Below are 18,968 nucleotides of genomic sequence, written 5' to 3' on the forward strand. Positions count from 1 at the left end.
TTTTATTCTTCAATAATAACTTTATCTGCACAACACTTGTGAATATTTTTTGCTCAAGATACAAATTAAGGCCGTTATTATTTTGTCTTTTTAATAAAAATTTATTTTTCAAATATTTCAGTTATAATGGTTGGGAAACAGATAGGAGGGGCAAAGATGTATCAATCAAAGAAGGTTTTATTGTTAGGTTCAGGTGAGTTAGGAAAAGAGGTAGTGATTGAAGCCCAGCGTCTTGGGGTACAGACGGTGGCGGTTGACAGTTACGAGCATGCTCCGGCGATGCAGGTCGCGCATAACAGCTATGTCGTTGATATGCTGGACCGCGAACAGATCAGAACCATTATTGAGAAAGAAAAGCCGGATTTGATTGTGCCTGAGGTTGAGGCCATTGCGACGGATGAATTGCTGAAGCTTGAAGAGGAAGGGTTTCACGTCATCCCGAATGCGCGTGCGGCGAAGCTGACGATGGACCGTGAAGGCATCAGACGGCTAGCGGCGGAAACGCTCGGGCTTGCGACCGCTGGCTATGAATTCGCGAATACATATGAGGAATTTGTACAAGCGGCAGCTCAGATCGGCTTCCCTTGTGTCGTTAAACCATTGATGAGTTCTTCTGGAAAAGGCCAAAGCGTGTGCCGCTCTGAAGCAGATTTAGAGAGCTGCTGGGAGACGGCGATGGAAGGCGGACGGGTGAAAAACGGCCGCGTGATCGTTGAGGAGTTTATTCCATTCGAATCAGAAATTACGCTCTTAACCGTACGTGCGGTAAACGGCACGACATTTTGCGAGCCGATTGGTCATGTGCAAAAGGACGGAGATTATATCGAATCATGGCAGCCTCATCATATGACAGAGCAGCAAATGGAAGAAGCGAAGCATATTGCGAAAGCCATTACAGATGAGCTTGGCGGATACGGCCTGTTTGGCGTTGAGCTGTTCCTTGCGAAAGATAAGGTGTATTTCAGTGAGGTATCACCTCGTCCGCATGATACGGGCCTTGTCACGCTGGTGACGCAAAATTTGTCAGAATTTGCGCTGCATGTTCGTGCGATTCTCGGCTTTCCGATTACAGAAATCACACAGCTTTCTCCTGGCGCCAGCCGGCCCCTCAAAGCACCGGAAGAATCAGCGGATTACACTGTTGAAGGACTGGAAAACGCACTGGCAGTTCCGAAGACACAAGTTCGCGTATTTGGTAAGCCGATAACGAAAGCCGGACGCCGTATGGCGGTTGCGCTTTCTGCGGCTGATACAGCTGAAACAGCGAGAGAGAACGCAAAGAAGGCATTGGATCAGCTATCTATAAAATAAAATTTGAGCGGGCCTTGTCTTGGACAAGGCCTGTTTTTTCATCCTCCATAAAAGTTTTATCATAAGAATCAGAAACCTGATTATAATGTAAAAGTCTTCCATCGATAAGGGTGGTTGACACAAAAGGAGGGAGATGACAAAATGAAATTAGTTTCAACATTCAGAAAAAAATGCTTCGCTTACTTAACGGTTTTGTGCTTGGCTTTGGCAGCGGCGGTATCTTTCGGAGTACCGGCAAAAGCGGCAGAGAACCCGCAAACTTCTGTTTCAAACACCGGTAAAGAAGCTGATGTCAAGAAAAACCAAACGTCAAAAGCAGAACAGGTTTCCGCCCCCTATGAGGGAACTGGGAAAACAAGTAAATCGCTATACGGCCAAACGGAACTGGAAAAAAACATTAAAACCTTACAGCCTTCAAGTATCATCGGAACCGATGAACGCACTAGAATCTCCAGTACTACATCTTTTCCTTACAGAGCAACTGTTCAACTGTCAATCAAGTATCCCAACACCTCAAGCACTTATGGATGTACCGGATTTTTAGTCAATCCGAATACAGTCGTAACGGCTGGACATTGTGTGTACAGCCAGGATCACGGATGGGCTTCGTCGATAACCGCCGCGCCGGGACGCAATGATTCGTCATATCCATACGGAACTTATTCTGGCACGATGTTTTACTCCGTCAAAGGATGGACGGAAAGCAAAAACACCAATTATGATTACGGAGCTGTTAAATTAAACGGTTCTCCTGGAAACACGGTTGGCTGGTACGGCTATCGGACAACAAACAGCAGCAGTCCCGTGGGCCTTTCCTCGTCAGTGACAGGATTCCCGTGTGACAAGACATTTGGCACGATGTGGTCTGATACAAAGCCGATTCGTTCCGCTGAAACGTATAAGCTGACCTATACAACTGATACGTACGGCTGCCAAAGCGGCTCGCCAGTTTATCGAAACTACAGTGATACAGGGCAGACAGCTATTGCGATTCACACGAACGGGGGATCGTCATATAACTTGGGAACAAGGGTGACGAACGATGTATTCAACAATATTCAATATTGGGCAAATCAATAAATACAGCAAACTAGCCATTTTCATATCTATTTTGTTTTTATGCGGATGCAGTTCACAGACGCATTCTGCTCAGAAAGAAACGGCTATTCCTGTCACACTTCATGTGGAGGATGCCAAGGGGCTGCCGGTCGAAGGGGTTCAAGTGACGATCGTTAAAGCACCGGCCTCAGACCAGGAGCCGAGTACAGAGATTGGCGAGATACTCGGTAAAACAGACAAAAACGGAGACATCAAATGGGACACCGGCAAAAAGGGTGACTACTCCGTCGCATTGACGAAGGGTGAAAAATCAGTAACCCATCACATCTCATTAACAGAGGATAAAAAAGATAAGGTTATTCCTTTAGTTTTCAAAGAATAGGCGGTTTTCCTGATTTTAAGGGAAATTGCCTTTTTTTTATTTTCACAGGAAGCCAAGCTATATACTGGAAATTTATAATATGAGATAATGAGAAATAGGCTTTTTTTCTTACGAGACAAAAGGGGCATTATCCTTTATTTTATATCAATCAAACCCGGAGGAAAAAGAAGAAGATGACACAAGATTCGATGCAGCTTGCCGCGGCAGAAAGCGGCCTTCGCTTTTACCAGGCATATGATCAAAGCCTTTCTTTGTGGCCGATCGGGTCGGAAGCATTCTATGTTTCTACTCGCTTTGGAAAAACACATATCATTGCAAGTGGGCCAAAGGACGCACCGTCGCTCGTTTTGCTTCACGGAGGGCTCTTCAGCTCTGCTATGTGGTATCCGAATATTGCGGCGTGGAGCAGTCATTATCGTACATATGCGGTCGATATAATAGGAGACAAAAATAAAAGTATACCATCAGCTCCTCTGGATAACAGAGTTGATTGCGCAGACTGGCTGAAAGACGTTCTTGATTCGCTCGGACTTCAGACGGCACACCTGGCCGGCCTTTCGCTTGGCGGGTCCCATATCGTGAATTTCTTGCTCCAAGCGCCTGAAAGAGTAGAGCGGGCAGTTGTTATGAGTCCTGCTGAAGCGTTTATATCATTTCATCCGGATGTCTATAAATACGCTGCGGGGCTTACAGGGGCAAGGGGGGCTGAGGCATATATCAAGTGGATTACGGATAGCCGTTATGATCTGCATCCTCTGCTGCAAAAACAAATTGTGGCGGGTGTGGATTGGCAAGATGAACAAAGAAGCCTGAAGCCGACAGAAAATGGCTTTCCATATGTGTTCACAGACCGGGAGTTGAAATCGATTGCGGTCCCGATATTGCTGATGTTCGGGGAGCACGAGGTCATGTACCATCAGCAAATGGCTTTAGAACGGGCTTCGGTATTAGTGCCAGGAATTCAGGCAGAAATTGTGAAGAACGCCGGACATCTGTTATCTCTGGAGCAGGCAGAGTACGTCAATCAACGTGTCTTGTCCTTTTTAAGCGAGGAATAAAATTGTCAGAAACATGAAAAGAATGGCATTCATTGTTCAAATGGTAACAAATGTTGTATAATAATAGAATTTGAGTGCTGCTTTTTTGGGGGCATTCTATGTTATTATGCTTAATAGAGAAAATTTTTCCTGTAACGCTATTCGATCCATATCGTCGAATGATATAGATGGTTTTACAATTGGAGGTTTGGTTACACTGTGAATTATATCCCCTGTATGATTACAATAGGAAATTTTACTTGCGGACTGCTGGCGATTCATTCCTTGTTATATCACAACATTCACTCAGCAGTGCTTTTCATTTTTACCGGCATGTTTCTTGATTTCTTTGACGGAATGGCTGCACGTAAGCTGAATGCCGTTTCTGATATGGGAAAAGAACTGGATTCGTTTGCCGATCTCGTTACGTTTGGCGTGGCTCCTTCTATGCTTGCTTACAGTGTCGCATTGTACGCCCTTCCATTTATCGGGATCTTATGCGCATTGACGTACAGCATTTGCGGAATGCTTCGCCTCTCTAAATTTAACACTGAGCAAAGCAAGCTTCCGACCTTTATCGGAATGCCGATTCCATTTGCGGGTATGTGTCTCGTTATTCTAAGCTTCGTCTATAACCCGATCCTGCTGGCAATCGGGACTTGCGGACTTTCATATTTAATGGTGAGTAAAATCAAATTTCCTCACTTTAAAAAACATGCGGCAGAAAACCTGGAGTCCGAGAGATGGAATTAGTTCAGCAGCTCATAGCGGATTACGGTTATCTCGCTATTTTTTTGATGCTGGTTTTGGGGATCGTTGGGTTGCCGATTCCAGATGAAGTGATGATGACCGTCGTCGGTTACTTCACACATACTGACGTGCTGAATTATGAGCTTTCAATATTGATCAGCTTTTTCGGGGCTTTGTTAGGTATGCTGATCAGCTACATGATTGGCAGAAAAGCCGGGCGCCCGTTTATCGACAAGTACGGCAAGTGGGTTGGATTGAAGGAAAAGAGAATGATGAAAGTGGAAAAATGGATGAAGAAATACGGTCCATATTCTCTTATTTTAGGTTATTTTATTCCCGGCGTCAGACATGTGACATGCTACTTTTCGGGAATCGGCAAAATGGAGCTGAAAACGTATATTGTGTTTGCGGCAATCGGCGCCTTTTTATGGTGCTTTATTTTTATTACAATCGGAAGGGTTATAGGGATTATTCATGTTTAATACGGCTGTAAAGATTCTGTATCGATCATTGATAGAGCTGACGAATCATCGTCTGTCATCCTATCTGATTAAAGGATTTTGCGAGTCTAAAATCAGCAAACCGGTCATTCCGCTTTTCTCAAAACATTTTCGGCTAAATTGGGATGATGTAAATGGTACGGCCGCTGATTACAGTTCGCTGTCCGAATTGTTCATTCGACATATTAATCTGGAGCGGCGCCCGGTGTCAAAAGAGGCTCATGCGGTAGTCAGCCCTGTTGACGGGGTGGTTCAGACAGTGGGAAAAATCAACCCGAATCAAACCTTTACGGTAAAGGGAAAAGATTACTCATTCGCTGAGCTGACCGGCTGTAAAAGCGCAGACCATCAATACAACGGCGGGTACTTTGTCGTTCTGTATTTAAGCCCGCGGCATTATCACCGTTTCCATTCCCCGATCAGCTGCAGGTATCAAAAGCTGGCCGAGCTTGGAAATCGCTCATACCCGGTCAATCAATTAGGGCTGAAATACGGAAAAGATGTCTTGTCGAAAAATTATCGGTTTGTGTACGAGCTGAATGGCGGCGGCCGAAGTGTCCTGATGATTCCTGTTGGCGCGATGAATATTAATTCTATCGTGCAGACGAGTACACGGGACGAGCTGGAGATCGGCGAGGAACTTGGATACTTTTCATTCGGCTCAACCGTCATTTTGATTTTTGAAAAAGACGCGTTCCAGCCTTCCGCCAATTTAACAGAAGGCCAAGAAGTCCAAGTCGGAGAACTGATAGGTTACGAAGAGTAAAAAGAGGAGCTAGCGTAAACGCAGCGCCTCTTTTTTTGAAGAAAGGTGAAACTCATGGAGAAACAAATCATCAGCTGGATCACAGATTATCAGAACACCGGAGACGAAGCCGTCCTGAGACAACTGCGGGAAGCGTGCTGGCCGATCGTTGAAGCGGTTCTGCAAGAGAAGGCAACAGATGAAGAGCAAGCGAGTGATTTGCGTGAGAAAGGAATCGAGCGGTTTCCGTTCATCATCAGCAAATACCAAGCCGATGTGCAGCTTCCGGTTGAGACATTCTTACGAAATACGTACCGGTTTTACTTTCATCAAGTGATGAGAGGATCCAGATAAAGCTTCTTTCAGTAGAGAAGCTTTTTTTGTTGGCCGATAAAGGAAACTTTTTCTATATCTATCTCGTAACTACTAGAGAACCCAGAAGAAAAGGAGAGATAGAATTGAAACGAATGATAATGAAAATGGCTCTGCCGCTGCTGATTGTCTGTTTGGTGTTTTCTTCTTTTTCAGCCTCAGCCCGTGCTGCTTCTGAAGAAAAACATTGGGATCGCTGGATTGAACGACATGCACATCCACTGGATTCTTCCGATACTTTAAACAAAGATCTTCGCTTTCTCAAGAAGGTGCTGAAAGGAAAACGAATCGTTCAGTTAGGAGAAACCACACATGGCGCTGGCGAAATCAATGCAACAAAGGTCCGCATGATCAAATACCTCCACGAAGAACTGGGATACGATGTATTGGCCTTTGAGTCTGGCTTTCCCGATACAAATGCATCCTACCTTAATATGGACCAACTAACCTCTAAAAGCACGATGAAAAACTCCATTTACGCTGTTTGGCACACAGAAGATGTCGTTGAACTGTTTGATTACATGAAAGAGCAAAAAGAGAAAGGCGATCCGCTTATCCTTACGGGATTTGATATTCAAAGCATGAGGAATTCATTCAATGATGCTGCAAGCCAATGGGTAAAAGCGGTGGACCCTGAAAAAGCAGAGCTGCTCTCCCAATCAGAAAATGACTTTTCTAAATTGGTGACAGACAGCAACACGTTTGATGAATTTACGCAAAAGAAGGAAAAGCTTGTGAAAAACTATCAGGAGATGATTAAGTTCGCTGAAACACATGCTTCAGAGCTAAAAGCCCACCTTCCGAAAGAGCCGAAAGCTTATGAGATGTTTATGCATTCCCTTCAGCTGAGAATTAACGTAATGGAAACGTATATGCTGGAAGAAATGAAAGAAAAACTAGAGGATTATCCGGAGAATATTGAGGATTTTTCATTCTTTATGAGAGACCGCATGATGGCTGAACAATTTCAGTGGGTAGCGGAAACCCTTTATCCGAAAAAGAAAATCATTGTCTGGGGCCACAACTACCATCTTCGCAAACAGAATACCAAGATGTTAAAGGACTGGGTACAGCTAAACGGCCCTAACATGGGTGATTATTTGCCGGAGCGGCTGAAAAAACAAACATATACGATTGGCATTTATGCTTACTCAGGTGCGAGTCTGGATAGTTCAGATAATAAGACCGTTATGCCGGTCACAAGCCCGCCGCCATCTGGAAGTCTCGAAGCCTTGCTGAAAGCTGCGGACCATCCAGCTGTCTTTGTTGATTTTCTCCATACAAAAAACAAGAAAGGCACTTCGTGGATGTACACCCCCCGGACAGCACTCTATTGGGGGGACAAAGAAGAGCAGATGATCCTGAAGGAACAATATGACGGTGTCATTTGGCTGGAGCATATCACGCCATCTGCCATTATCAAGTGAGCAGTGTCCCCCTGTGGTATAACAGGGGGTTTTTACATATCGCAAAAATAATCAAAACATATAAGCCGTGATCCATTATTCTAAAACAGAAAGGAGATTGAAGCGTGCAATGTATTATGAAAAAGCTGTCCAGAAAACGATCGATTGGATTGAATCACATTTACATGAGCAAATATCAAATGAGGATATTGTAAACGTTTCAGGCTTTTCAAAATTCCATTTTCATCGGATTTTTCAAAAAGAAGTCGGCATGTCGGTTGCTTCTTATATTCGGTTAAGACGTCTTGCGAATGCAGCGGCAGCTTTGCTTTATACAGATCTTCGTATTATTGATATTGCTTTGTATTATCAGTTTGAATCTCAAGAAGCATTTACGAGGACGTTCAAAAAGCTGTATCACATGCCGCCTGGCGCATATCGAACATTTATGAAGCGTTTTACTTCAAAAAAGGAGGAATCTTACATGGAGAAAAAAATGAAGGGGTGGGTATTGAGCGGGAGCCATCCGTTCCAATTCGAAATGGGAGTTGACCGGGAAAATGTACATCAGGGAAAAGCTTCAGGATATTTAAAGTCAACGATGGTGCAGGATATCGGTGAATTTGCGACGATGATGCAGCAATTCAAAGCAGATCGCTATCTAGGAAAAAGGCTTCGTCTATCAAGTTTTATCAAAACAAAAGGAGTGCAGCATTTTGCCTCACTTTGGATGCGGGTTGACAGTGCTGCTGATGATGTTCTCCAATTTGATAATATGAGCAACAGACCTATTACCGGAACAACCAATTGGAATCATTATGCTATCGTTTTAGATGTCCCTGAAAATAGCGCTGTGATATCTTTTGGTGTCCAATTATCTGGGCCGGGTCAGGTGTGGATGGATCATGTTGTTTTTGAAGAGGTAGATGAGAGCGTTCCTTCAACAAACCTTGAAATGCCGGGAGAACTTTTAGATGAACCGGTAAATTTATCTTTTGAAGAGGAACTACAAAAATAGTTTTCAGACAACTACTTTTATTAGTAAGTTAATGGAAAATACTATTTGGTATTAATAAACCCTTGTGCCGCGTGGGTTTGTAAGAGCTTGGATATTTTTATCAGTCTGTGCGGATATGTTCATCTTTGCGGCATTTTCCTGTATGATATAGTAAGAGTGTGCATAGCAACTAACTATAATTGAACAGGGTGTTTAAATCATGGAAAAACAATACAGAGTATTACTTTACTATAAATATGTTCCGATTGAAGATCCAGAGGCGTTTAGAGAGCAGCATCTGGCTTTTTGTAAGGAGCTTGGTTTGTTAGGCCGTATCCTTGTTTCTTCTGAAGGAATTAACGGTACGGTATCAGGTACGGTTGAGCAGACTGAAAAATATATGCAAACAATGAAAGCTGACCCTCGTTTTGCGGACATGGTATTTAAAATTGATGAAGAAGAAGAGCATGCGTTCAAAAAAATCTTCGTCCGTCATAAAAAAGAGCTTGTGACGCTTCGTCTTGAGGATGATGTGGATCCGAATGAAACAACAGGGCAGCATTTGAAGCCTGCAGAATTTTATGAGAAAATGCAGGATCCAAACACAATTGTACTCGACGCACGTAACGATTACGAGTATGATCTTGGCCATTTCAGAGGCGCTGTCCGTCCTGACATTGAAGCCTTCCGTGAATTGCCTGAGTGGATTGAGGAAAACAAAGACATGCTTGAAGGCAAACAGATTTTAACGTACTGCACGGGCGGCGTGCGCTGTGAAAAATTTTCAGGATGGCTGATGAAGCAAGGCTTTGAAGATGTATCACAGCTTGACGGCGGAATCGTGACATACGGAAAAGATCCTGAGGTGCAAGGAAAGCTTTGGGACGGCCAGTGCTATGTCTTCGATGAAAGAATCAGCGTGCCTGTCAACCGTGTCGAGCATGTGATTGTCGGAAAAGACTATTTTACAGGTGAACCGTGTGAGCGTTATGTGAACTGCGCAAATCCATCTTGCAACAAGAAAATGATATGCACACCGGAAAATGAGTATAAATATATGCGCAGCTGCAGCCACGAATGCCGCACGAACCCAAGAAACCTGTATGTTCAAGAGCATAATATGACAGAAGAAGAAGTAAACGCAAGACTGGCAGTGATTGAAAAAGAAGAACACGCTGCTGCTGAATAATAGAAAGAACACCTCGGGAATGAGGTGTTCTTTTTTTCTACACGCTTTCGGTTTTTCCGTTTGCGGATACCCATTCTTTTTGGCGGAAGGACTTCTCCCATTTCGACACCACGATGCAGGCCACCGCATGTCCCGGTACGTTCACGCCAGTTCTCGCCATGTCCATGACGCGGTCAACGCCCGCTATAATGGCAACGCCTTCTGCCGGCAGCCCTACAGCATTGGCAGTCGCCAGAAGAACAACAAGCGAGCCTGACGGAACAGCTGCAATGCCTTTACTGGTCATCACAAGCACTAGCATCATGAGCAGCTGCTGGGACAATGTCATGTCTACATGAAAGGCCTGCGCCAGAAAAATACAGGAAACCGATAAGTATAAGCTGGAGCCGTCACAGTTCAGTGACAAGCCGGAGGGGACGACAAATGATACCACTCGTTTCGGGCAGCCGTATTTCTCCATTCTGTCCATCAGCTGAGGAAGAATGGTTTCGGTGCTGGTGGTGGAAAATGCAATTAAAAACAGATCCCATATCATTTTTAATACTTCGAAATACTTAATCTGAAAGATGAGACCGACAAGCGGAAAGAGGACAAAGAGGATCAGGAACAGACCAAGGAATACCGTGCCGACCAGCTTAAACATAGGGAGGAGAAGTTCAATGCCATATTGGCCTACAGAGGCTGCCATCAGGGCAAGCACACCGATAGGAGCAGTCACCATGACGATTTGCGTGAGTTTGAACATAATTTGAGCGACAGATTCAAAGAAATTCATCACTGGTTCAGAGGCTTTGCCAATGCCAGCCGCTGCAACACCGAACAAAATAGCAAAGAATATAACGGCAAGCAAATCATTTCTGGCCATGACATCAATAATGTTTGTAGGGATAATATCGAGGATCATTTGTTTGAAATCAACAACTTTGTCTGTGTAGCCGGAAAGTTCATTGATATCTTTTTTCGCCAAATGGGAGAGGTCAAGCCCGACACCCGGTTTTAAGACATTCGCTAATAGGAGTCCGAGCGCCAATACCAACGTGGTAATCACTTCAAACCAAATGATCGTCTTGATGCCGAGACTGCCCATTTTTTTCATGCTTCCGCTTCCTGCCGCTCCGATGACAATGGTAGAGAATACAATCGGCACGACAATCATTTTAATTAAGCGGATAAATCCGTCTCCGACAGGTCTCAGTGCCATCCCGAAATCAGGAAAAAAGTGGCCGATCACTGCGCCGATTGCCAAAGCGATTAAAATTTGAAATGCGATAAATTTTTTCAAATGAATCCCCCTTTAGAATGATAAGATTTAGGCATATTCATATCATTCGTGAATCAATTGCAAACACCTTTTTTCAAATTATTTTATTTTGACAGCGCTTTCATTATGTTGGCGAAAAAGTCCCCCGCAGCAGGGGGGACTTTTTTACTTCATGTGGATGTGCTTCATCTTTCTTTCAGATGCATTTGTGAAAATAACCGGTGTTACAGCCGAAGCGGCATGCTGCTTGATGTAATCGAGTTCAAATGTGAGAAGCAGTTCGCCTTGTTTGACGGCTTGTCCGCTCGTGACATGAGCTTCAAAGCCTTCTCCATTCAACTTGACGGTATCAATGCCGACATGAATCAGGATTTCGGTGCCGCCGGCGCTCATAAAGCCGATGGCGTGCTTCGTTGGAAAAATGGAGACAACTTCGCCATCCGCAGGGGCAACGACTTTTCCTTCTGATGGGTCAATCGCAAAGCCCTCGCCCATCATTTTTTCTGAAAAGACTTGATCAGGCACGTCTGTCAGAGAGACCGTTTCTCCTTTAACCGGATAAATAAAAGTCTCTTCGGAAGCGTGCTTCTGCTGCTTGTCAGGCTCTGTATCCAGTGCGGCGGCGGTGTCCGGGACGCCTCCGGCCATGATCGTTTTGATGTCGTCTTTTAAAGCATCGGATTTTGTTCCGAATATCGCCTGGAAGTTGTTATTGACTTCCAGCACACCTACGGCGCCAAGCCGTTTTAATTCGTCCTTGCTGACTTGGCTCGGCTGATGAACGGTCACGCGAAGCCTTGTAATACACGCATCCAGGTTGGCGATATTTTGCTGTCCGCCCAAGGCCTTCAGCACATGAAAGGCAAGCTGGTCTTTTGCGACAGGAGCTTTTGCCTCAGTCTGATCGGCTTCATCTGTTTCACGGCCGGGTGTTTTCAAGTTCCATTTCAAAATCGCAAATCGGAACAAATAATAATAAATGAATGCAAACACGATCCCGACAGGAATGACAACCCAGCCGTTTGTCGACAGTCCGTAGTTCAAGACGTAGTCAATTCCGCCGCCTGAGAACGTATAGCCGTGGCGAACATGGAATAAATCACAAACGACAAAGATGACGCCGGCGAGAATAGAGTTAATCAAATAGAGCACGGGCGCAACGAACAAGAAAGAAAACTCAACAGGCTCTGTAATGCCTGTCAGCAAAGATGTGAGCGCCGCAGAAATCATAACGCCGGAGATCATTTTTTTCTTTTCCGGACGCGCGGTATGGATAATGGCAAGAGCAACTGCCGGCAGACAGAAAATCATGTAAGGGAAATCCCCCATCATAAAGCGCCCAGCTGTCGGGTCTCCCGCGAAAAACCTTGTCAGGTCGCCGGTAACGGTATTGCCTGTTGACGGGTCTGTGTATTCTCCCATCATAAAGTAGAAAGGTGTATAAAAAATATGATGCAGGCCAAAAGGAATCAGCAAACGATAGATCGTTGCATAAAAGAACAGGCCGATCGTTGAATCGGCAATTAAACTGCTGGCTGCGTTAATTCCGTTTTGGATCAGCGGCCAAACAAATGAGAAAATCACGCCGATTACCAATGAACTGATGGAAGTAATAATCGGGACAAACCGTTTTCCTGAGAAAAATCCAAGGACCGGATGCAGCTCGATTGATGAAAAACGCTTATATAAATATGCGGCAAGAAGCCCGATGATGATTCCTCCGAATACCCCCATATCAATCAGGTGCTCGGCTCCTTCATACGGAGGCTGAAGGCCGAGCAATTTTCCCATGTTGTCGAGGGTGACGGTTAAAATTAAGTATCCGATAACAGCGGCAAGTCCGGCTACACCTTCGCCGCCGGCTAAACCGATCGCGACCCCCACGGCGAAAATCAGCGGCAGGTTGTCGAATACAACGCCGCCCGCATCCTTTATAATAGGGATGTTCAGTAAATCCTTGTCACCGAAACGGAGCAAAAGACCGGCTGCCGGGAGGACGGCAACCGGAGTCATCAACGCGCGGCCAAGCTGCTGCAGAATTTGAAATGCCTTTTTAAACATGACAGTCTCCTTTATAAGTATGATGCTTTCTTTAGTTTTTGAGCTGCTTTTTGATCGGCGATAACGGTTACATGATTGTGTTTTTGAAGAATTGAGGCCGGTACATCTGTCGTGACAGGGCCTTCAGCCATCTTTTGAATGGCGTCTGCTTTTTCCTCGCCGCTCGCTAAAAGCACAATATGTTTGCTGAATTCCATGATGGTTTTAATGCCCATTGAAATCGCAAGTCTCGGCACCAGTACAGGATCGCCGCCGAAGAATCTGGCATTTGCCTGTATTGTGCTTTCTGACAGCTTAACGATTCGTGTCCGATCCTCAAAATCAGATCCAGGTTCATTAAAACCGATATGGCCATTGGCGCCGATGCCGAGGATTTGAACATCAATGCCTCCCGCCTGACGGATGAGATCCTCGTATACCATGCATTCAGCCTCAAGCTGCGGATTGTCTCCTTGCGGGATATGAATATGATCAGGCTGCATATTGATATGCTGAAAAAGATGCTGATGCATAAAATGGTTATAACTTTGCGGATGAGATGGAGAGAGACCTGCGTATTCATCCAAATTAAATGTAGTAACCTTTGAAAAGTCGATTTCGCCTGCTTGATAGTCTGAAATCAGCTGCTTGTACAAGCCGACCGGCGTGCTTCCTGTTGCCAGGCCGAGTACGGCATCTTTCTTAGCCTGTACATGTTCTTTAATAATGTTAGCGCTTAACTTACAGAGTTCTTCATAGTGATTGGCGATAAGAATCTTCATGTGACACCCCCTCAAAGAGATAGACAAGCATCATATTTGTTATGATCAATTTATGATAGTTGTCATTACGAATTTAGCACCGCCGTTATCAAACTGTCAATATTAATGTCTGAAAATTTGTTATAAAAGAAGGATACAAATCTTTCATAATCGGAAGGCAAGTGGTATTATGGTTTCAATCAAAAAGAACGGTTTGCATACAGAATGGGGAGAATGAAATGACAGCTTTATATTCTGTTATCAAGTTTAAAATCATTGAATTAATTAAGTCGGGCAAATATCAGGCGAATGATCAGCTGCCGACGGAGAGCGAGTTTTGCGAGCAATATGATGTCAGCAGAACAACTGTGAGACTGGCCCTGCAGCAGCTTGAGCTTGAGGGATATATTAAACGGATTCAAGGAAAAGGAACATTTGTATCAGCGGCAAAAATACAAACGCCGATTCCGCACAAGATTACGAGCTTTGCAGAACAAATGAGAGGCCTGCGTTCTGAATCAAAAGTGCTTGAACTCGTGGTGATCCCTGCTGATCACTCCATTGCCGAGCTTTTGAAAATGAAAGAGAATGAACCTGTCAACAAGCTTGTCAGAGTCAGATACGCCGAGGGGGAGCCTTTGCAGTATCACACCTCATATATTCCTTGGAAAGCGGCACCGGGTCTGGCGCAGGAAGAGTGCACCGGCTCGCTGTTTGAACTGTTAAGAACAAAATACAATATTGAAATCAGCAGGGGCACGGAATCGATCGAGCCGATTTTAACGGATGAAACGATCAGCGGCCACTTGTTAACCAATGTCGGAGCGCCTGCGTTTTTATCAGAATCCCTCACCTATGATAAAAATGAAGATGTGGTGGAATATGCGCAAATTATTACGCGGGGAGACCGAACGAAATTCACCGTAGAACAGTCATATCATTCATAGAGCAATGTGTTTTAAGAAGGGAATGGTGGTTCTATGTTTTTATTGACGAATGGAAAAGTGCTGTGGGGGGCTGTCATTGCGGCTTTCATCCTTTCAATCGTGTTTTACCCGTTCCTGCCGGCGGAAATGCCGATTCATTATGATGGAACGAACAGTCCGGATATGACGGTTAACAAGCTGGCAGGAATAGTGATACTTCCTGTTTTGATGGTGGTGTTTGCATGGGCGCAGAAGATCAATTGGCAATTTGTGATTGCGGTGTATATTTTGCTGATTTGCCATATTGTCGTCCTGTATTTAGCAATCTAAATCAGACAGCCGGAATGAATCTGGCTGTTTTTCTTTTATTTCATCTTCATTTGACAATGAATGTGGTGTATAATAGCTGATGATCCTAAAGAATATTCTGAAATTTATAGGTTTAAAGCGGCGTATGATAAAAGGAGAGGCTGTATACTTTTTGCAGCTTTAAAAAGACTGAATATTTAAACAATTATGGTGTGAAAGGTGTGCTGATCAAATTGAATAAGCTTATCGATCGAGAAAAAATTGCATTTCATAAGGAAAAGCCCGACCCGTCATCCTTAGGATTCGGAAAATATTTTACAGATTATATGTTTGTGATGGATTATGAAGAGGGAATAGGCTGGCATCATCCGAGAATTGCCCCGTACGCGCCGCTTACGCTTGATCCGTCTGCATCTGTTTTTCATTACGGTCAGGCTGTCTTTGAGGGGTTAAAAGCGTACAGAACGGAAGATGGCAGGGTGCTGCTGTTCCGGCCGGATCAAAATATCAAACGGCTGAACAGATCGTGTGAGCGCATGAGTATGCCTCCTTTAGACGAAGAGCTGGTGCTTGAGGCATTGACGCAATTAGTTGAGCTGGAGAAAGATTGGGTTCCAAAGGAAAAGGGTACGTCACTGTATATTCGTCCGTTTGTCATTGCCACAGAACCGAGTCTCGGTGTGAAGGCATCCAAAAGCTATACATTTATGATCGTGCTATCCCCTGTCGGCTCCTATTATGGCGATCAGATGAAGCCGGTTAGAATTTACGTCGAAGATGAGTACGTTCGGGCGGTGAACGGCGGAGTCGGCAGTGCAAAAACATCCGGAAATTACGCGGCCAGCCTTCAGGCGCAGCGGAAAGCGAATGAGCTGGGCTATGACCAGGTGCTGTGGCTGGATGCCATTGAAAAGAAATACGCGGAAGAAGTAGGGAGCATGAACATTTTTTTCGTCATTAATGGGGAAGCTGTCACACCGGCTTTAAGCGGAAGTATTTTAAGCGGAGTAACACGTGCGTCTGCGATTGAACTGATTCGCAGCTGGGGCATTCCGGTTCGTGAGGAGAAAATTTCGATTGATGAGATTTATTCGGCTTCTGTACGCGGGGAATTGACAGAGGTATTCGGAACGGGCACGGCAGCGGTCGTTACGCCTGTCGGTGAACTCAATATTCATGGGAAAACGGTGATTGTAGGCGACGGAACAATCGGGGACATCTCGAAAAAGCTGTATGAAACGATAACAGATATTCAGCTTGGCAAAGTAAAAGGGCCGTTCAACTGGACGGTGGAGGTTTGAAGATGAAAAAGAACCTGCCCGGAGGCAGGTTCTTTTTATTTTGAATGAGTCATATCAGCAGTCGGCTGGCTTTTGCGGTTTTTCGCATAATACACTGCATAGCAGATGGCCATAAACGGAATGCCGCAATACAGTGCGATTCTTTGATTCGGATCAAAGGCTATGCCGATGACGGAAGCCAGGCATAACAGGAACGCGGCAATCGGCACGAACGGATACCAAGGGGTCCGGTATTTCAGATCGGCAACCTTGTTTCCCGCTTCGACATAACGTTTTCTGAACATGAATTGAGAAGCGGCGATTCCCATCCATACGACTACGACCGCAAAACCGGAAATCGATACGAGCACAACGTATACAGTGTCTGGCGCAAATACGCTGGACAGCAATGACAGAATGCCGCCGATCATGCTGAACACCAGCGCGTTAAACGGAGTTCCTTTGGACGTCAGCTTTGCAAATGTCGGGTGAAGCGTCTTTTCTTTTGATAAAGACCACAGCATCCGGGAAGAAGCGTAGAGTCCGGAATTAGCCGCTGACAGGATCGCTGTCAGGATGACAAAGTTCATGATATCGGCTGCGTACGGGACACCGACTCTGTCAAAGACTGCAACAAACGGGCTTTTGATGACGCCAGCTTCTTGAATCGGAATCAGCCCTGACAGCACAAAAATCGTTCCGACAAAGAAGAGTGAGAGACGCCAAACCGTTGTTTTAATCGCTTTTGGTATCGTCTTGTCGGGATCAACGCTTTCTCCTGCGGCAATTCCGATCAGCTCAGTACCCGAAAAGGCAAAATTGACAGACAGCATCGTCATCAAAATCGGGACAAATCCATTTGGAAAGAGCCCGCCTTCCGCTGTGAAGTTGGACAGCATCGGAGCGGCTTCCCCGCCTTTGATCGGGATGATGCCGAACATGGCAGAGCCGCCTAAAAGAATAAACAATACAATGGCTAATACTTTGATGCTGGAAAACCAAAATTCTGATTCAGCGAAAAACTTGACCGAAAATGCGTTAAGCAAGAAAATAAACAGCGCAAAGACGGCGCTCCACATCCAAACGGACGTATGGGGGAACCAGCGCTGCATTAACAGGCCGGCTGCAGTGAATTCTGATCCCAATGCCACGGTCCATGTCAGCCAGTACAGCCAAGCGACAGTAAATCCGGTGCCCGGCCCTATGTATTTGGCTGCATAGGTGTGAAAGGCGCCTGTTACAGGCATGGCCACTGACAGCTCACCAAGGCACAGCATGACCAAATAGACGATTCCGGCCCCGACTAGGTAGGCGAGTATTGTTCCTGCCGGGCCTGCCTGCTGAATGGTGTAGCCAGAGCTTAAAAACAGCCCGGTTCCGATGACACCTCCTAAGGAAAGCATAAAGAGGTGCCGGCTTTTCATACTTCTCTGAAAGTTTGTCTCATTCTTGTTGTGAGCTGATTTCATCTTTTTCCAACTTTCTATCGGCGATTTATTTCCTTCCTAATAAAAAATCTCATGTCAGCGAGTGACACGAGACTCCGGCGAACCGGCTTTTAGATAGAATATACAAACAATTCCGATAAGTCAAGTCGTTTTTAAAGAGCGCGCCCAAGCCGCAATTTCTTGAATATCTTCGGGTTTTGTCCGGCAGCAGCCGCCAATCAGCTTCGCTCCTTTTTCATGCCAAGTGCGGGCGCTTGTTCCGTAAGGCTCTGCGCATGCTGCGCCGTTCCACGTTTTTGTTTCCGGATCATACTGCTCGCCTGAATTCGGGTAGACGATGATCGGTTTTGATGTGTGCTTTTTTAACTCCTCTATCAAGGAAGGGATATGCTGAAGCGGCGTGCAGTTAATGCCGAGCGCTGCAATTTGGCGGTGCTCATCAAGCCATGACGCACAGTCAGCGGCAGGTGTTCCGTCACTGATGTGCAGTCCGTCTTTTGCACTGAAGCTGATCCACGCATATGTTTCAGGGAACTCCTTCAGCAGCCGCACAATCGCTTTTGCCTCAGTCAGACACGGAATTGTTTCGCATGCCAAAACATCAGCTCCGGCTTCGATCAGCGCTTTCATGCGAGGGCGATGAAATTCAACCAGTTCATCCTCTGAGATTCCGTAGTTGCCGCGATACTCAGAGCCGTCCGCAAGATAAGCGCCATAAGGGCCTACAGAAGCCGCAATAATCGGTTTTGGCCGATTCAGACGGTTCTCTTCAAACGCCCAGAATTCATCACGTGCTTCAACTGCGATGGTGACGGACATCTCGATGAGCCGGCGTGCTTCCGCCTCGCTCAGCCCGCGTGCGGCAAAGCCCTCAAACGTAGACTGATAGCTGGCGGTGATCGCACAGTCGGCACCTGCAGCGAAATAATCAGTATGAACTTGTTTAATCAGGTTCGGCTCTTCCAGCAGAATTTTTGCCGACCAGAGACTGTCGTTCAAATCACAGCCCTTGCGTTCAAGCTCGGTCGCCATGGCGCCGTCTAGCACAATAAGCGGGTAAGTATCAAGAATGTGTTGGATAGGATTCATAGAATGTACCGATGCCTTCTTTCAGATTTTTTTGAAAAAGATATGAAAATCGTAATGGACGCTTACATGTTTGTCAATAAACGAAAAAGAGAAAGGTGTTCAGCCC

Annotated in this window: 19 protein-coding genes; 14 read left to right on the forward strand and 5 right to left on the reverse strand. The window is 45.4% G+C overall.

The window, feature by feature from the left end:
- Positions 1-156: 156 nt before the first annotated feature.
- From purT to trhO, 11 genes are all read left to right on the forward strand, one after another.
- Positions 157-1,311 carry a phosphoribosylglycinamide formyltransferase 2 gene (gene purT / locus M1M80_RS01330; RefSeq protein WP_060397839.1) on the forward strand — a complete coding sequence of 385 codons (1,155 nt, stop codon included), beginning with the start codon at positions 157-159 and terminating at the stop codon, positions 1,309-1,311.
- Between the two features lie 141 nt (positions 1,312-1,452).
- The gene (gene mpr, locus M1M80_RS01335) at positions 1,453-2,391 is read left to right on the forward strand and encodes an extracellular metalloprotease Mpr (protein WP_060397840.1); all 939 of its coding nucleotides are present in this window, start codon (positions 1,453-1,455) and stop codon (positions 2,389-2,391) included.
- Positions 2,354-2,752, forward strand: a complete 399-nt coding sequence (locus M1M80_RS01340; protein ID WP_019257346.1) for a YbfJ family protein — start codon at positions 2,354-2,356, stop codon at positions 2,750-2,752. Before mpr ends, M1M80_RS01340 begins: the two co-directional genes overlap by 38 nt.
- A 173-nt stretch (positions 2,753-2,925) precedes the next feature.
- A complete protein-coding gene (cesB, locus tag M1M80_RS01345; RefSeq protein WP_060397841.1) occupies positions 2,926-3,810 on the forward strand; it encodes an enantioselective carboxylesterase CesB in 885 nt (294 codons plus the stop codon).
- A 198-nt stretch (positions 3,811-4,008) separates the two neighbouring features.
- Positions 4,009-4,542 (forward strand): CDP-diacylglycerol--serine O-phosphatidyltransferase, encoded by a 534-nt coding sequence (gene pssA / locus M1M80_RS01350; RefSeq protein WP_019257348.1) that lies wholly within the window; start codon positions 4,009-4,011, stop codon positions 4,540-4,542.
- Complete coding sequence (locus M1M80_RS01355) at positions 4,533-5,021, forward strand: DedA family protein (protein ID WP_003241384.1); 489 nt, start codon at positions 4,533-4,535, stop codon at positions 5,019-5,021. Before pssA ends, M1M80_RS01355 begins: the two co-directional genes overlap by 10 nt.
- Complete coding sequence (locus M1M80_RS01360) at positions 5,014-5,805, forward strand: phosphatidylserine decarboxylase (RefSeq protein ID WP_003241382.1); 792 nt, start codon at positions 5,014-5,016, stop codon at positions 5,803-5,805. Before M1M80_RS01355 ends, M1M80_RS01360 begins: the two co-directional genes overlap by 8 nt.
- Positions 5,806-5,859: 54 nt before the next feature.
- On the forward strand, positions 5,860-6,138 hold the full coding sequence (locus tag M1M80_RS01365; protein WP_003241380.1) for a hypothetical protein: 279 nt from the start codon (positions 5,860-5,862) through the stop codon (positions 6,136-6,138).
- 104 nt (positions 6,139-6,242) lie between these two features.
- Entirely contained in the window at positions 6,243-7,583 is a 1,341-nt protein-coding gene (locus M1M80_RS01370) for an erythromycin esterase family protein (protein WP_060397842.1), read from the forward strand.
- Positions 7,584-7,692: 109 nt separating this feature from the next.
- On the forward strand, positions 7,693-8,580 hold the full coding sequence (locus M1M80_RS01375) for a helix-turn-helix transcriptional regulator (protein WP_019257352.1): 888 nt from the start codon (positions 7,693-7,695) through the stop codon (positions 8,578-8,580).
- A gap of 199 nt (positions 8,581-8,779) precedes the next feature.
- Complete coding sequence (trhO, locus tag M1M80_RS01380) at positions 8,780-9,748, forward strand: oxygen-dependent tRNA uridine(34) hydroxylase TrhO (RefSeq protein ID WP_003241374.1); 969 nt, start codon at positions 8,780-8,782, stop codon at positions 9,746-9,748.
- 37 nt (positions 9,749-9,785) lie between these two features.
- Here trhO and gltP read toward each other — a convergent pair whose 3' ends face one another.
- The 3 genes from gltP to nagB form a co-directional block, all read right to left on the reverse strand.
- Entirely contained in the window at positions 9,786-11,030 is a 1,245-nt protein-coding gene (gltP, locus tag M1M80_RS01385) for a glutamate-aspartate/proton symporter GltP (protein WP_003241372.1), read from the reverse strand.
- A gap of 144 nt (positions 11,031-11,174) precedes the next feature.
- Positions 11,175-13,070 carry a glucose-specific PTS transporter subunit IIBC gene (gene ptsG / locus M1M80_RS01390; RefSeq protein ID WP_060397843.1) on the reverse strand — a complete coding sequence of 632 codons (1,896 nt, stop codon included), beginning with the start codon at positions 13,068-13,070 and terminating at the stop codon, positions 11,175-11,177.
- Positions 13,071-13,081: 11 nt separating this feature from the next.
- Positions 13,082-13,831 (reverse strand): glucosamine-6-phosphate deaminase, encoded by a 750-nt coding sequence (gene nagB / locus M1M80_RS01395; protein WP_060397844.1) that lies wholly within the window; start codon positions 13,829-13,831, stop codon positions 13,082-13,084.
- A 218-nt stretch (positions 13,832-14,049) separates the two neighbouring features.
- Between nagB and gamR the strand changes: the two genes are divergently transcribed.
- The 3 genes from gamR (at position 14,050) to M1M80_RS01410 (ending at position 16,346) form a co-directional block, all read left to right on the forward strand.
- Positions 14,050-14,757, forward strand: a complete 708-nt coding sequence (gene gamR / locus M1M80_RS01400; protein WP_003241365.1) for a transcriptional regulator GamR — start codon at positions 14,050-14,052, stop codon at positions 14,755-14,757.
- A gap of 33 nt (positions 14,758-14,790) precedes the next feature.
- On the forward strand, positions 14,791-15,066 hold the full coding sequence (locus M1M80_RS01405) for a DUF1648 domain-containing protein (protein WP_019257356.1): 276 nt from the start codon (positions 14,791-14,793) through the stop codon (positions 15,064-15,066).
- Positions 15,067-15,278: 212 nt separating this feature from the next.
- Complete coding sequence (locus tag M1M80_RS01410; RefSeq protein WP_060399985.1) at positions 15,279-16,346, forward strand: branched-chain amino acid aminotransferase; 1,068 nt, start codon at positions 15,279-15,281, stop codon at positions 16,344-16,346.
- 35 nt (positions 16,347-16,381) lie between these two features.
- On the opposite strand, the gene mmuP is transcribed toward M1M80_RS01410, so the two are convergent.
- Positions 16,382-17,794, reverse strand: coding sequence for an S-methylmethionine permease (mmuP, locus tag M1M80_RS01415; RefSeq protein ID WP_060397845.1), 1,413 nt, complete (start codon positions 17,792-17,794; stop codon positions 16,382-16,384).
- 120 nt (positions 17,795-17,914) lie between these two features.
- Positions 17,915-18,862 (reverse strand): homocysteine S-methyltransferase, encoded by a 948-nt coding sequence (gene mmuM, locus M1M80_RS01420; protein WP_060397846.1) that lies wholly within the window; start codon positions 18,860-18,862, stop codon positions 17,915-17,917.
- Positions 18,863-18,968 lie beyond the last annotated feature (106 nt).

Origin of the sequence: Bacillus inaquosorum, from assembly GCF_023238325.1 — a bacterium.
GTDB lineage: Bacteria > Bacillota > Bacilli > Bacillales > Bacillaceae > Bacillus > Bacillus inaquosorum.